Source organism: Pseudomonas sp. G2-4 (assembly GCF_030064125.1).
Lineage (GTDB): Bacteria > Pseudomonadota > Gammaproteobacteria > Pseudomonadales > Pseudomonadaceae > Aquipseudomonas.
This window is the reverse complement of sequence record NZ_CP125957.1, coordinates 979,274-992,156: the sequence shown is the minus strand read 5'-3', so window position 1 is coordinate 992,156 and position 12,883 is coordinate 979,274. Positions and strand designations below refer to the sequence as shown.

At 59.8% G+C, this 12,883-nt stretch carries 18 protein-coding genes; 10 read left to right on the top strand and 8 right to left on the bottom strand.

The window, feature by feature from the left end:
- Positions 1–53: 53 nt before the first annotated feature.
- The 8 genes from hisG to QNH97_RS04225 form a co-directional block, all read right to left on the bottom strand.
- The gene (gene hisG / locus QNH97_RS04260) at positions 54–689 is read right to left on the bottom strand and encodes an ATP phosphoribosyltransferase (RefSeq protein WP_283555744.1); all 636 of its coding nucleotides are present in this window, start codon (positions 687–689) and stop codon (positions 54–56) included.
- A 128-nt stretch (positions 690–817) separates the two neighbouring features.
- Positions 818–2,083 (bottom strand): UDP-N-acetylglucosamine 1-carboxyvinyltransferase, encoded by a 1,266-nt coding sequence (murA, locus tag QNH97_RS04255; RefSeq protein ID WP_025211869.1) that lies wholly within the window; start codon positions 2,081–2,083, stop codon positions 818–820.
- Positions 2,084–2,105: 22 nt separating this feature from the next.
- Complete coding sequence (locus tag QNH97_RS04250) at positions 2,106–2,345, bottom strand: BolA family protein (protein ID WP_283555743.1); 240 nt, start codon at positions 2,343–2,345, stop codon at positions 2,106–2,108.
- 114 nt (positions 2,346–2,459) lie between these two features.
- Complete coding sequence (locus QNH97_RS04245; RefSeq protein WP_283555742.1) at positions 2,460–2,765, bottom strand: STAS domain-containing protein; 306 nt, start codon at positions 2,763–2,765, stop codon at positions 2,460–2,462.
- An 8-nt stretch (positions 2,766–2,773) separates the two neighbouring features.
- Positions 2,774–3,427, bottom strand: coding sequence for an MlaC/ttg2D family ABC transporter substrate-binding protein (locus QNH97_RS04240; protein WP_283555741.1), 654 nt, complete (start codon positions 3,425–3,427; stop codon positions 2,774–2,776).
- A gap of 11 nt (positions 3,428–3,438) precedes the next feature.
- Positions 3,439–3,906 (bottom strand): outer membrane lipid asymmetry maintenance protein MlaD, encoded by a 468-nt coding sequence (gene mlaD, locus QNH97_RS04235; RefSeq protein ID WP_283555740.1) that lies wholly within the window; start codon positions 3,904–3,906, stop codon positions 3,439–3,441.
- On the bottom strand, positions 3,906–4,703 hold the full coding sequence (mlaE, locus tag QNH97_RS04230) for a lipid asymmetry maintenance ABC transporter permease subunit MlaE (protein WP_283555739.1): 798 nt from the start codon (positions 4,701–4,703) through the stop codon (positions 3,906–3,908). The genes mlaD and mlaE overlap by 1 nt, the downstream gene beginning before the upstream one ends.
- Positions 4,703–5,512, bottom strand: a complete 810-nt coding sequence (locus QNH97_RS04225) for an ATP-binding cassette domain-containing protein (protein ID WP_283555738.1) — start codon at positions 5,510–5,512, stop codon at positions 4,703–4,705. The genes mlaE and QNH97_RS04225 overlap by 1 nt, the downstream gene beginning before the upstream one ends.
- A gap of 274 nt (positions 5,513–5,786) precedes the next feature.
- Here QNH97_RS04225 and QNH97_RS04220 point away from each other — a divergent pair, with 274 nt between their 5' ends.
- The 10 genes from QNH97_RS04220 (at position 5,787) to QNH97_RS04175 (ending at position 12,794) form a co-directional block, all read left to right on the top strand.
- Positions 5,787–6,761 (top strand): KpsF/GutQ family sugar-phosphate isomerase, encoded by a 975-nt coding sequence (locus QNH97_RS04220; protein ID WP_283555737.1) that lies wholly within the window; start codon positions 5,787–5,789, stop codon positions 6,759–6,761.
- A complete protein-coding gene (locus QNH97_RS04215) occupies positions 6,762–7,286 on the top strand; it encodes a KdsC family phosphatase (RefSeq protein WP_025211861.1) in 525 nt (174 codons plus the stop codon).
- A 7-nt stretch (positions 7,287–7,293) separates the two neighbouring features.
- Positions 7,294–7,863, top strand: a complete 570-nt coding sequence (gene lptC, locus QNH97_RS04210; RefSeq protein ID WP_283555736.1) for an LPS export ABC transporter periplasmic protein LptC — start codon at positions 7,294–7,296, stop codon at positions 7,861–7,863.
- Complete coding sequence (lptA, locus tag QNH97_RS04205) at positions 7,850–8,398, top strand: lipopolysaccharide transport periplasmic protein LptA (protein ID WP_283555735.1); 549 nt, start codon at positions 7,850–7,852, stop codon at positions 8,396–8,398. The genes lptC and lptA overlap by 14 nt, the downstream gene beginning before the upstream one ends.
- Positions 8,398–9,123 (top strand): LPS export ABC transporter ATP-binding protein, encoded by a 726-nt coding sequence (lptB, locus tag QNH97_RS04200; protein ID WP_214963603.1) that lies wholly within the window; start codon positions 8,398–8,400, stop codon positions 9,121–9,123. The genes lptA and lptB overlap by 1 nt, the downstream gene beginning before the upstream one ends.
- Positions 9,124–9,287: 164 nt before the next feature.
- The gene (locus QNH97_RS04195) at positions 9,288–10,781 is read left to right on the top strand and encodes an RNA polymerase factor sigma-54 (RefSeq protein ID WP_283555734.1); all 1,494 of its coding nucleotides are present in this window, start codon (positions 9,288–9,290) and stop codon (positions 10,779–10,781) included.
- A gap of 76 nt (positions 10,782–10,857) precedes the next feature.
- Positions 10,858–11,166: a ribosome hibernation-promoting factor, HPF/YfiA family gene (gene hpf, locus QNH97_RS04190; RefSeq protein ID WP_025211856.1), complete on the top strand. Its 309-nt coding sequence runs from the start codon at positions 10,858–10,860 to the stop codon at positions 11,164–11,166.
- 12 nt (positions 11,167–11,178) lie between these two features.
- The gene (gene ptsN, locus QNH97_RS04185; protein ID WP_283555733.1) at positions 11,179–11,643 is read left to right on the top strand and encodes a PTS IIA-like nitrogen regulatory protein PtsN; all 465 of its coding nucleotides are present in this window, start codon (positions 11,179–11,181) and stop codon (positions 11,641–11,643) included.
- Positions 11,644–11,645: 2 nt separating this feature from the next.
- Entirely contained in the window at positions 11,646–12,503 is an 858-nt protein-coding gene (gene rapZ / locus QNH97_RS04180) for an RNase adapter RapZ (protein WP_283555732.1), read from the top strand.
- Positions 12,504–12,518: 15 nt separating this feature from the next.
- Positions 12,519–12,794 (top strand): HPr family phosphocarrier protein, encoded by a 276-nt coding sequence (locus QNH97_RS04175; RefSeq protein ID WP_283555731.1) that lies wholly within the window; start codon positions 12,519–12,521, stop codon positions 12,792–12,794.
- Positions 12,795–12,883 lie beyond the last annotated feature (89 nt).

Below are 12,883 nucleotides of genomic sequence, written 5' to 3'. Positions count from 1 at the left end.
AAAATTGGCTATGACACGGATAGACGGGCGCGACTCAAGGTCGCGCAGGTGAATCAGCCGCGGTGTCGCGATTCCACTGCCTTGCGCAGGGTATCGATCAAAGCCTGGATTCGGGCGTGCTGCATCTTCATCGAAGCCTTGTTGACGATCAGCCGGGAGGTGATGTCCGCGATGAAGTCCTGGGGTTCCAGGCCATTGGCCCGCAGGGTGTTGCCGGTGTCGACCACGTCGATGATCTTGTCCGCCAGGCCGATCAGCGGCGCCAGCTCCATCGAACCGTACAACTTGATGATATCGACCTGGCGGCCCTGTTCGGCGTAATAACGCTTGGCAACGTTGACGAACTTGGTCGCCACCCGCAGGCGGCCCTTGGGCTCTGGCGTGCCGACTTTACCGGCGGTCATCAGCTTGCAGCGGGCGATCTGCAGGTCCAGGGGCTCGTACAGGCCCTGGCCGCCGTATTCCATCAGCACGTCTTTACCGGCTACGCCCAGGTCGGCGGCGCCATGTTCCACGTAAGTCGGCACATCGGTGGCACGCACGATCAACAAGCGCACATCGGCCTGGGTCGTGGGAATGATCAGCTTGCGGCTCTTGTCCGGATTCTCGGTCGGCACGATGCCCGCTTCAGCCAGAAGCGGCAGGGTGTCGTCAAGGATGCGGCCCTTGGACAGTGCGATGGTCAACATGGGGAACGTCAGTCCTTATCAAGGTACTCATGCCCGGTCGCAAGCGGCGCCGAACATACATCAAGGGTGCAACCACCCTCGAATGAAACGAAATCAACGGACGCGTCCCTGCGCCCATGCAGCCGAAACTAGCCCGGCACGCGGCGGATCTTGGCACCCAGCATCTGCAGTTTCTCTTCGATGCACTCATAACCACGATCTATGTGGTAGATGCGATCGATGAGGGTATCGCCTTCGGCAACCAGGGCCGAGATCACCAGGCTGGCCGAGGCCCGCAGGTCGGTGGCCATCACTGGCGCGCCCTTGAGCTTCTCGGTGCCGGTGACGATGGCCGTGTTGCCTTCGACCTGGATCTTGGCGCCCATGCGGTGCAGCTCGTAGACGTGCATGAAACGGTTTTCGAAGATCGTCTCGATCACCGCGCCCGTGCCTTCGGCAATGGCGTTGAGGGAGATGAACTGTGCCTGCATGTCAGTCGGGAACGCCGGGTACGGTGCGGTGCGCACGTTGACGGCTTTGGGCCGCTTGCCGTGCATGTTCACTTCGATCCAGTCTTCGCCGCAGGTGACTTCGGCACCGGCTTCCTTGAGTTTCTCCAGGACGGCTTCCAGGATAGTCGGATCGGTGTCCTTGACCTTGACGCGGCCACCGGTGACAGCAGCGGCCACCAGGTAGGTGCCGGTCTCAATCCGGTCCGGCATCACTTTGTAGGTGGCCGAATGCAGGCGCTCGACGCCATCGATGGTGATGGTATCGGTACCGGCACCGCTGATCTTGGCGCCCATGGCGATCAGGAAGTTCGCCAGGTCGACCACTTCAGGCTCGCGCGCGGCGTTTTGCAGCACGCTGCGACCCTTGGCCAGTGCCGCGGCCATCATGATGTTCTCGGTACCGGTCACGCTGACGGTGTCGAAGAAGAAATTCGCGCCGCGCAGGCCGCCTTCAGGTGCCTTGGCCTTGATGTAGCCGCCTTCGACGTCGATCACCGCGCCCATGGCTTCCAGGCCGCGAATGTGCAGGTCCACCGGACGCGAGCCGATGGCGCAACCGCCAGGCAGTGCAACTTCTGCCTCACCGAAGCGGGCGACCATCGGGCCCAGCACCAGGATCGATGCACGCATGGTTTTCACCAGCTCGTACGGGGCGATCAGGGTCTTGATGGTGCGCGGGTCGATCTCGACGCTGAGTTTCTCGTCGATCACCGGCTCAATGCCCATGCGCCCGAACAGCTCGATCATCGTGGTGATGTCGTGCAGGTGCGGCAAGTTGGCCACGGTCACCGGGCCATCGCACAGCAGGGTTGCGGCCAGGATCGGCAGGGCGGAGTTCTTTGCCCCGGAAATACGGATTTCGCCATCAAGACGAACACCGCCGGTAATAATCAATTTATCCATAAGAATCTCGACGCCCTTGGGCTCAGGTGCGCTCGGCCCAGGCCGCGCTGCTGAAAAATTTCATAGTGACCGCGTGGATGCTGCCATCGGCGATCCATGGGTTCAAATGGGCATAGACTTGCTGTTGACGCTTCACCGGGCTCAACGCCACCAGTTCATCGCTAATCACGTTCAGCTGAAAGTTGCAGCCTTCGCCCTCAACTTCAATTTGAGTTCCGGGCAGCTTTCCTTCAAGGAAGCTCTTCACTTCTATGGCCTGCATGCTCAACCTCAATCGGCGCCCTGTGCGCGCGGGTCGCACATCATACAAAAAAGCCCCGCGCCTGCGAACCCCGCGAAGCAGGACTCTGACGGGGGGCTTTTTCAAGGATGTGGGTCAGGGGTGCGCCAGCAGCTCGGTCAGTTCACTGACCTGGGCTATCTCACGCATGTCTTCGGGCATCCCTTGGATGCTCCACGTTTTACCGGCAGCCTTGGCGTCACGCATAAAGCACAGCAGCAGCGACAGACCGACACTGCTGGACTTCTCGACGCCCGAGCAGTCAATCACCAGCTCGGCGGCTTTGGCCGACTTGATCAGCGCCTGGCCTTGCTTGCGCAAGGCCGGGCCGGAGCGATAGTCCAGCACGCCGCTGAGCATCAGCTCGCCGGCCTCGCCCAGACGAACGGCCGATTCACTCACCGACTCAATCATTGTTCCTGCTTCTCTTTGGCTTCTTCGGTCACTTCCTTGGCCTTTGCCACTTCACCGGCCCAACCGTTGATGGTCTTGTCCAGATCATTGCCATTGCGCTGCATCGCGTCAGAGAACTGATCGCGGAACAGCTTGCCGATGTTGATGCCGTTGATGATCACATTGCGCACTTTCCACTCGCCGTTGATGTTCTCGAGTGTGTAGGACACAGGGTAGACCGCGCCATTGCTGCCCTTGACCTGCATGTCGACGCTGGTGCGGTTACCGCTTTCGTCCTTGGCGGGCGAAACGGTGATGCCTTGGTTGTTGTACTCGAGCAAGGCATTGCCATAGAACTGCATCAGGCTGCGCTTGAAGTTTTCCTGGAAGCGCATCATTTGCGCTGGGGTTGCCTTGCGCGAGTACTTGACGGTCATGATGCTCTTGGAAATGCCGTCGGCGTCCACCACCGGACCGACGATACCGTTCAGCGCGTCATAGAACGCACCCGGGTCCTGCTTGTACTTCTCTTTGTTGGCGGCAAGATCGGCCAGCAACCGGGTCGTGGTGTCCTGGATGATTTCGTGGGCCGAAGGCGCGGCCACGGCGTTAGCCATCAACGGCAGCGTCGCGAGCAACACCAACAGGCCACGTCGCAAGATAGAGATCATTCAAAAGCTCCTCATTTGGCGTCTTTGCTAACGGTATTGAGCAGGAATTTACCGATCAGGTCCTCAAGCACCAGCGACGACTGCGTATCGTGGATGGTCCCACCATCCTGGAGCAGCTTGTCTTCCCCGCCCACGCTGATACCGATGTACTTCTCACCCAGCAAGCCAGCGGTGAGAATGGACGCAGTGGAATCAGTCGGCAGGTTATCCACGCGCTTTTCCAGCTGCAGCGTCACCCGGCCAGTGAAACTGTCACGGTCCAGATCGATTGCCGTGACCTTGCCGATGGTTACACCGGCCATGGTCACCTTGGCTCTGACCGTCAAACCGGCGATATTGTCAAAATAAGCATAAAGTTTATAAGTATCGGTGCTTGCTGTCGGCGCCAGACCACTGACTCGCAGGGCCAGCAGCAGCAAAGCCAGGATGCCAGCCAGCAAGAAAAGGCCGACACCGATTTCCAGGGTGCGGTTTTGCATCAGAAATCTCCAAACATCAAGGCGGTCAGAATAAAGTCAAGGCCCAGGACCGCCAGCGAGGCGTACACCACGGTCTTGGTTGTGGCACGGCTGATCCCCTCTGACGTGGGCTCACAGTCATAGCCTTGAAACACGGCGATCCAAGTCACCACGAAAGCGAATACGGCACTTTTGATCACGCCATTGAGCACATCGTCGAGGAAGTCGACGCTGTTCTGCATGTTGGACCAGTAGGAACCTTCATAGACCCCCAACCAGTCGACGGCGACCCACGAGCCACCCCAGATCCCCACGACGCTGAAAATGATCGCCAGCACCGGCAGGGAAATGAAGCCGGCCCACAGGCGCGGGGCAACGATGTACTTGAGCGGGTCGACACCGATCATTTCCAGGCTGGAAAGCTGCTCGGTGGACTTCATGTTACCGATTTCGGCCGTCAGCGCGGAACCGGCACGCCCGGCGAACAACAGCGCGGTCACCACGGGCCCGAGTTCGCGCAGCAGCGTGAGAGCGACCATCTGCCCGACCGCCTGCTCCGAACCGTAGCTGGACAAGATACTGAAGCCCTGCAGCGCCAGCACCATACCGATGAAGATCCCCGAGACCACGATGATCACCAGGGACATCACGCCCACCGAGTGCAACTGCTTGACCAGCAGGCCAAATCCGCCACCCGTCGAGTTGCGCCCAAACAAGGCGTGCATCAGAAACAACGAGGAGCGGCCCAGTATCGCCACCACGTCGATGCCGGAACGGCCGAACAGGCGAATTCTTTCTATCAGTGATTTTTTGCGCATCAGCGCTTCCCCAGCAGATCGGTACGGTAATCCGTGGCCGGAAAATGGAATGCCACCGGACCGTCCGGATCACCCTTCATGAATTGGCGAATGCGCGGGTTGTCGGAATCCTTCAACTCCTGAGGCGTACCCTGTCCCAGCACCTGGCCGTCGCCGACGACATAGATGTAGTCGGCGATACTCGCGGTTTCAGCCAAATCGTGGGACACCACGATGCTGGTGATGCCCAGCGCATCGTTGAGCAGGCGGATCAGGCGCACGAGCACGCCCATGGCGATCGGGTCCTGCCCGACGAAGGGTTCGTCGTACATGAGGATCTTCGGATCGAGGGCAATCGCCCGCGCCAGTGCGACCCGGCGCTTCATGCCGCCAGACAGTTCGTCCGGTGTCAAATCGAGGGCGCCACGCAGCCCGACCGCCTGCAACTTGAGCAGGACGATGTCGCGGATCATCTCTTCCGGCAGGTCGGTATGGACCCGCAGGGGGAACGCCACGTTCTCGAAGACGTCGAGATCGGTAAACAGCGCCCCACTCTGGAACAGCACGCCCATGTGTTTGCGCGCATCGAACAGGTCGCCGCGCGACAGCTCGGGAAGATTCTGGCCATTGACCCAGACTTCGCCGGCATTGGGACGCAGTTGTGCGCCCATCAGGCGCAGCAGCGTGGTCTTGCCACAGCCGGAAGGCCCCATGATGCCGGTCACCTTGCCGCGCGGGATGCGAATATCAATGTCATTGAAAATGCTGCGCGTCCCTCGCTTGAAGGACAGCCCCTTCAGCTCGACCGCGTAGGCGTTGTCGGCACTCATCTAAACTCCTTGCGATGCAGCCTCATATTCGAATGCCCTGGCCAGTCGACGAACGCAGATACGGACGGGCATGCGAACCGGCGGCGAACTATATCACTGCAACAGCCAAGCGCCCAAGGCCAACCCCCCGCCTGTCAAACCCGGCTCAAGGTAAAAAGCTACATTTTATGTCGAACCTTGCGCGCCCTCGAACAAAGCATGACGAACTTACGTGAGGGAATTGTTCATTGCCGCTATAATCGCCGCCTTTTCATCGGGCTATACGATTTCTGACATGAGCCAATCCAACGACCTGATTCAATCGGCACAACGTACCATCCGCCTCGAGCTCGAAGCCGTACAAGGCTTGCTGCCCCACATCGACGCTGATTTCGTACGCGCCTGCGAGCTAATCCTGGCCAGCAAGGGCCGCGTGGTCGTGGTTGGCATGGGCAAGTCCGGACACGTCGGCAACAAGATCGCCGCCACCCTGGCCAGCACGGGCACCACGGCATTTTTCGTCCACCCGGCCGAAGCCAGTCATGGTGACATGGGCATGATCACCCGGGACGACGTCATCCTCGCCCTGTCCAACTCCGGCTCTACCAACGAGATCATCACCCTGCTGCCGCTGATCAAGCGACTGGGCATCCAGTTGATCAGCGTCACCGGCAATCCGGATTCGCCCCTGGCCAAGGCCGCCGAAGTGAACCTCAATGTCCATGTCGAACACGAAGCCTGCCCGTTGAACCTGGCGCCAACCTCCTCCACCACCGCGGCACTGGTCATGGGTGATGCCTTGGCCGTCGCCCTGCTGGAAGCCAGGGGGTTCACCGCCGAAGATTTCGCCTTTTCCCACCCGGGTGGCGCCCTGGGCCGCCGCCTGCTGCTGAAAGTCGAAAACGTGATGCATGCCGGGCAGGAGTTGCCGCAGGTACAGCGCGGCACGCTGCTCAAGGACGCGCTCATGGAGATGACTCGCAAGGGCCTGGGCATGACGGTGGTTCTCGAAGCCGACGGCAAGCTCGCCGGGATCTTCACCGACGGCGACCTGCGCCGCACCCTGGACCGCACCATCGATATCCACAGCGCGACCATCGATCAAGTCATGACGCCCCATGGCAAGACAGGCCGTGCCGAGATGCTCGCCGCGGAGGCCTTGAAAATCATGGAAGACCACAAGATCAGCGCCCTGGTGGTGGTCGACGACGAAGACCGCCCGGTGGGCGCCCTGAACATGCACGACTTGCTGCGTGCCGGAGTCATGTAAATGAACACAGACCTGCTGCAACGTGGCAAAGCGATCAAACTGGCCGTCTTCGACGTGGACGGCGTGCTGACCGATGGTCGCCTGTACTTCCTGGAAGACGGCAGTGAGTTCAAGACCTTCAACACCCTCGACGGCCAAGGGATCAAGATGCTGATGGCCGCCGGCGTACAGACCGCTATCATCAGCGGTCGCAAGACCCCGGTGGTCGAGCGGCGCGCGAAGAACCTTGGTATCCCGCACCTCTATCAGGGGCGCGAAGACAAACTGGTGGTGCTGGACGAACTTTTGGGCCAACTCAACCTAAGCTATGAACAGGTGGCCTACCTTGGTGACGACCTGCCAGACCTGCCGGTGATTCGCCGGGTCGGCCTGGGCATGGCCGTCGCCAACGCAGCTGCGTTCGTGCGCGAGCACGCCCATGGCATTACTACCGCGCGAGGCGGCGAAGGGGCGGCCCGTGAATTCTGTGAACTGATCCTGCGCGCCCAGGGCCGCCTCGAAGCGGCCAACGCCGCGTACCTGTGAGCCATTTATGCTGAGCAAGAAGATTCGCACCATTGTGGTGTTCGGCTCTATCGCGGCGATCTTCGCGGCGGTGGGGTATTGGAACATCAGCCCGGAACGGTTTCTCGACCAACCCGCGGCCACGGTCGAAGAAAATATCGACTGGTACGCGACCAACACGCATACCCTGCAATACCTGCCCGATGGCAAAGTGCAGTATGAGATGACGTCCGACAAGGTCGACCATGTAAAGGCCACCGATATTACGCTGGTGACCAAGCCGGACCTGAACATGTTCCGTGGCACAGAGTTTCCGTGGCACGTGCAAAGCCTGCGCGCCGAAGTCAACTCCGGCGGCACCGAAGTGGAACTGATCGATTCGGTACGCGTGGCTCGGACCGATGAGAAAAACCGCACGACCATCATCACCAGCAGTCGCATGACCGTGTTCCCACAGCGAGAATATGCGCAGACCGAGCAACCCGTTAGAATCGACGGCGCCGGGGGTGTATCGACCGGTACCGGAATGAAAGCGTATTTGAAGGAAAGCAGGATACACCTGCTATCGAACGTAAGAGGACAGTATGAAGCTCGCTAAAACCCTCCCTATTTTGCTCAGTCTGGGCGCAGCACTGGGAAGCGCGAGCGCCTGGGCTCTTCCCAACGATCGCGACCAACCTATCCGCATCCAGGCCGACGACGCCCAACTGGACGACAAGAACGGCGTAGCCACCTACAAGGGCGATGTAATCATCACCCAGGGCACGATGAAGGTCACCGGCAACACTGTGACCATCACCCGTACCCCGGCCGGCGATATCGACGTGGTGACTTCGGTGGGCAACCTGGCCTACTTCGAACAACTCCAGACTGCGGGCGACACCAAGCCTGTGCAAGGCTACGGGGTGACCATCCAGTATCACGCGTCCCAGGACCGTGTCGTACTGATCGACCGCGCCAAGGTCGTCGACAAGGACAACAACGTTACCCAAGGCGAGAAAATCGTCTACGACACCAACAAAAAGCTGGCCAGCGCCGGTCGTGCCACGGGCAGCAAGGTCACTGAGTCCCGCCCTCGCATCGACATGGTGATCCAGCCGAAAAAGAAAACCGACGAGCAGAAGGCCCAGTAATGGCAACTCTGAAAGCTCAGCATCTGGCCAAGAGCTACAAGAGCCGTCAAGTCGTGCGTGATGTCAGCCTGTCTATCGACAGCGGCCAGATCGTCGGCCTGCTCGGCCCCAACGGCGCCGGCAAGACCACCTGTTTCTACATGATCGTCGGCCTGGTCCAGGCCGATCAGGGCCGCGTGCTGATCGACGACCTGGACGTCAGCCACCAGCCCATGCATGGCCGGGCAAAGGCCGGCATCGGCTATCTGCCACAGGAAGCATCGATCTTCCGCAAGCTGTCGGTGGCCGACAACATCATGGCCATCCTCGAAACCCGCAAGGAGCTCGACAAGGCCGGCCGCCGCCAGGAACTGGAAAGCCTCTTGCAGGAATTCCATATCAGCCATATTCGCGACAACCTGGGCATGAGCCTGTCCGGCGGCGAACGTCGTCGCGTGGAAATTGCCCGCGCCCTGGCCACCTCGCCGAAATTTATCCTGCTCGACGAACCGTTCGCCGGCGTGGACCCGATTTCGGTGGGTGACATCAAACAGATCATCCACCACCTCAAGGCCAAGGGGATCGGCGTACTGATCACCGACCACAACGTGCGTGAGACATTGGATATCTGCGAAACCGCCTACATCGTCAATGATGGCCAGTTGATTGCTGAGGGTGACTCCGCCACCATCCTGGCCAACGAGCTGGTCAAGGAAGTGTATCTGGGCCATGAGTTCCGCCTGTAAGCGCAAAGTGTCTGGTCAATCGCTCGGGTGCCGCTAATTTTATTATGGCGGTGCCCTAGGCAAACACTTCAGTTTCAGGCATATAATTTGCTTAAGTTTGGCGCTTCGGCGCCCTGTAGTGGATGGCGCATGTGCGCCGGCGAATAAGGTGTTAAGCCCCTGCCATGAAACCATCGCTAGTCTTGAGAATGGGCCAGCAGCTGACGATGACACCTCAGCTGCAACAGGCCATCCGCCTGCTCCAATTGTCGACCCTGGACCTGCAACAGGAAATCCAGGAGGCCCTGGAGTCCAATCCGATGCTCGAACGCCAGGAAGAAGGCGACGACTTCGACAACACCGATCCGCTGGCCGACAACGTCGAGCAGAAAACCAATACCGAAATCCCGGAACCCTCCTACCAGGAAGCCGCCCCGACGGTGGATAACCTTGAGGATGGTGAATGGAACGAACGCATCCCCAACGACCTGCCCGTGGACACCGCCTGGGAAGACGTCTACCAGACCAGCGCCAGCAACCTTCCGAGCAGCGATGACGACGAGTGGGACTTCACCACCCGCACCTCCGTCGGCGAGAGCCTGCAAAGCCACCTGCTGTGGCAGCTGAACCTGGCGCCGATGTCCGATACCGATCGCCTGATCGCAGTGACCTTGATCGATTGCATCAACAATCAGGGCTACCTGGACGAGACCCTCGAGGAAATCCTCGAAGCCTTCGACCCCGAGCTGGACATCGAGCTGGACGAGATCGAAGCCGTCCTGCACCGCATCCAGCAATTCGAACCGGCCGGCATCGGCGCCCGCAACCTGGGCGAATGCCTGCTGCTGCAACTGCGCCAGTTATCCGCCAAGACGCCCTGGCTGGCCGAAGCCAAGCGACTGGTCACCGACTACATCGATCTGCTGGGCGGGCGCGACTACAGCCAACTGATGCGCCGCATGAAACTCAAGGAAGATGAGCTGCGCCAGGTGATCGAACTGGTCCAAAGTCTCAACCCGCGCCCTGGCTCGCAGATCGAGTCCACCGAACCCGAATACGTGGTCCCTGACGTGATCGTGCGCAAACACAACGATCGCTGGCTGGTGGAACTCAACCAGGAGTCAGTGCCCAAGCTGCGGGTCAACGCCCAGTACGCCGGGTTCGTCAGGCGCGCCGACACCAGCGCCGACAACACTTTCATGCGCAACCAGTTGCAGGAAGCGCGCTGGTTCATCAAGAGCCTGCAAAGCCGCAACGAAACCCTGATGAAAGTCGCCACCCAGATCGTCGAGCATCAGCGTGGCTTCCTGGAGTACGGCGACGAAGCGATGAAACCGCTGGTCCTGCATGACATCGCCGAGGCGGTGGGCATGCACGAGTCGACGATTTCCCGGGTAACCACCCAGAAGTTCATGCATACCCCAAGGGGTATCTATGAATTGAAATACTTTTTCTCCAGCCACGTCAGCACCTCCGAAGGCGGCGAATGCTCGTCCACGGCCATCCGCGCGATCATCAAAAAACTGGTGGCGGCGGAAAATCAGAAAAAGCCGTTGAGTGACAGCAAGATCGCTGGTTTACTGGAGGCACAAGGCATTCAGGTGGCCCGCCGTACCGTCGCAAAATATCGCGAATCCCTTGGGATCGCACCTTCGAGCGAACGCAAGCGGTTGATGTAACAGGCCACGCCACAGCGTTCCAGTGGCAGGCATTTCTGCCTGCCGCTTTATGCACTGGCAACGAAGGAGAAGCTGTATGCAAGTCAACATCAGTGGACACCAACTGGAAGTGACCGAACCCCTGCGCACCTATATCGGCGAAAAACTCGACCGATTGGAGAGGCATTTCGACAAGATCACCAATGTGCAAGTCACGATGACCGTCGAGAAGCTGCTGCAGAAAATCGAAGCCACGCTGCATATCCCCGGCGGAGAAGTGGTCGCCAACGCGGAGCATTCAGACATGTATGCCGCGATTGACCTGCTGACCGACAAGCTGGATCGCCAACTTAAAAAGCATAAGGAAAAGACCCAGAGCCTCCTCCAGGGCGCAACCGGTCGTTAACCCCCCCAATCCATGATCCGACTAGAATCCATCCTGACCCCCGGCCGTTCCCAAGTGAACGCGCCGGGCGGCAGTAAAAAGAAAGCCCTCGAACAAATCGCCAACCTGATCCACCGCGAAGTGCCGGATCTGGAAATGCAGGACGTCTTCGAGGCCCTGGTTGCCCGTGAAAAACTCGGTTCCACCGGTTTTGGCAACGGCATCGCCATTCCTCACTGCCGCCTCAAGGGGTGTTCCGCGCCAATCAGCGCGCTGTTGCACCTTGAAGCCGCCATAGATTTCGACGCCATCGACGGCGCACCGGTCGACCTGCTGTTCGTACTGCTGGTTCCGGAAGCGGCCACCGATGCGCACCTTGAGCTGCTGCGCCAGATTGCCAGCATGCTGGACCGCAAGGAAGTGCGCGAAAAACTGCGCAGCGCACCGAGCAACGAAGCCTTGTATCAGGTTGTCGTGGACGAACAGAACGGTCATTAAACATGCGCATGATCATTGTCAGTGGCCGCTCCGGCTCCGGTAAAAGCACGGCGCTCAATGTGCTTGAGGACAGCGGCTACTATTGCATCGATAACCTTCCGGCCGGCCTGCTGCCGGAGCTGGCCGAACGCGCCCTGATCCACACTGAGCTGGCGCAACCGCTGGTGGCGGTGTCCATCGATGCACGCAACCTGCCGAGCCATCTGTCGCGCTTTCCAGAATTGCTCGAGGAAGTACGCAGCCGCCATATCCAATGCGATGTGCTGTACCTCGATGCCGATGAAGAGACACTGCTCAAGCGCTTTTCCGAAACCCGTCGACGCCATCCGCTGAGCAACGCCAGCCGCTCCCTGGCAGAGGCCATCCAGGACGAAAGCCAACTGCTGAGCCCGATTGCCGACTTGGCGGACCTGAAAGTCAACACCACGAACCTGAACCTGTATCAGCTACGCGACACCATCAAGTTGCGCCTGCTGAACCAGCCGGAGCCAGGCACCGCGTTCCTGGTGGAGTCGTTCGGTTTCAAGCGTGGCATGCCGGTGGACGCCGACCTGGTGTTCGACGTGCGCTGCCTGCCCAACCCTTATTGGAAACCGGAATTGCGAGAGCAATCCGGGCTCGACCAGCCGGTGATCGACTACCTGGCCGCCCAGCCGGATGTCGAGGACATGTACCAGGATATCTCCAGCTACCTGCTCAAATGGCTGCCCCGCTTTGCCGCGAGCAACCGTGCCTATGTCACGATTGCCATCGGCTGCACCGGTGGTCACCACCGCTCTGTCTACCTGACCGAACGCCTGGGTCAGCTTCTGCAGCAATCCCTGAAGAACGTCCAGGTTCGCCACCGCGACCTCAGCTAAAGGATTCACATCGCGATGCCTGCTCGGGAAATTGAAATCATCAACAAGCTGGGCTTGCATGCCCGTGCGTCGGCCAAGTTCGTCGGGATTGCGGGTCAATTCAAGGAAACCACCATCCGGGTCGGTCGCACGCCGGAGTCTTTGGTCGACGGTAAAAGCATCATGGCGATGATGATGCTCGCAGCCGGCAAGGGCACCAAGATCCATCTGCAAACTGAAGGTGACCAAGCGCAGGAAGCGATGGATGCCCTGGTGGACCTGATCAACAGATACTTCGACGAAGGCGAATAACCCTGTTTGGTCCGGGGACATGGCTCACACCCGTGGCGAGGGAGCTTGCTCCCGCTCGGCTGCGAAGCAGTCGTCGCTATGTCGCTATA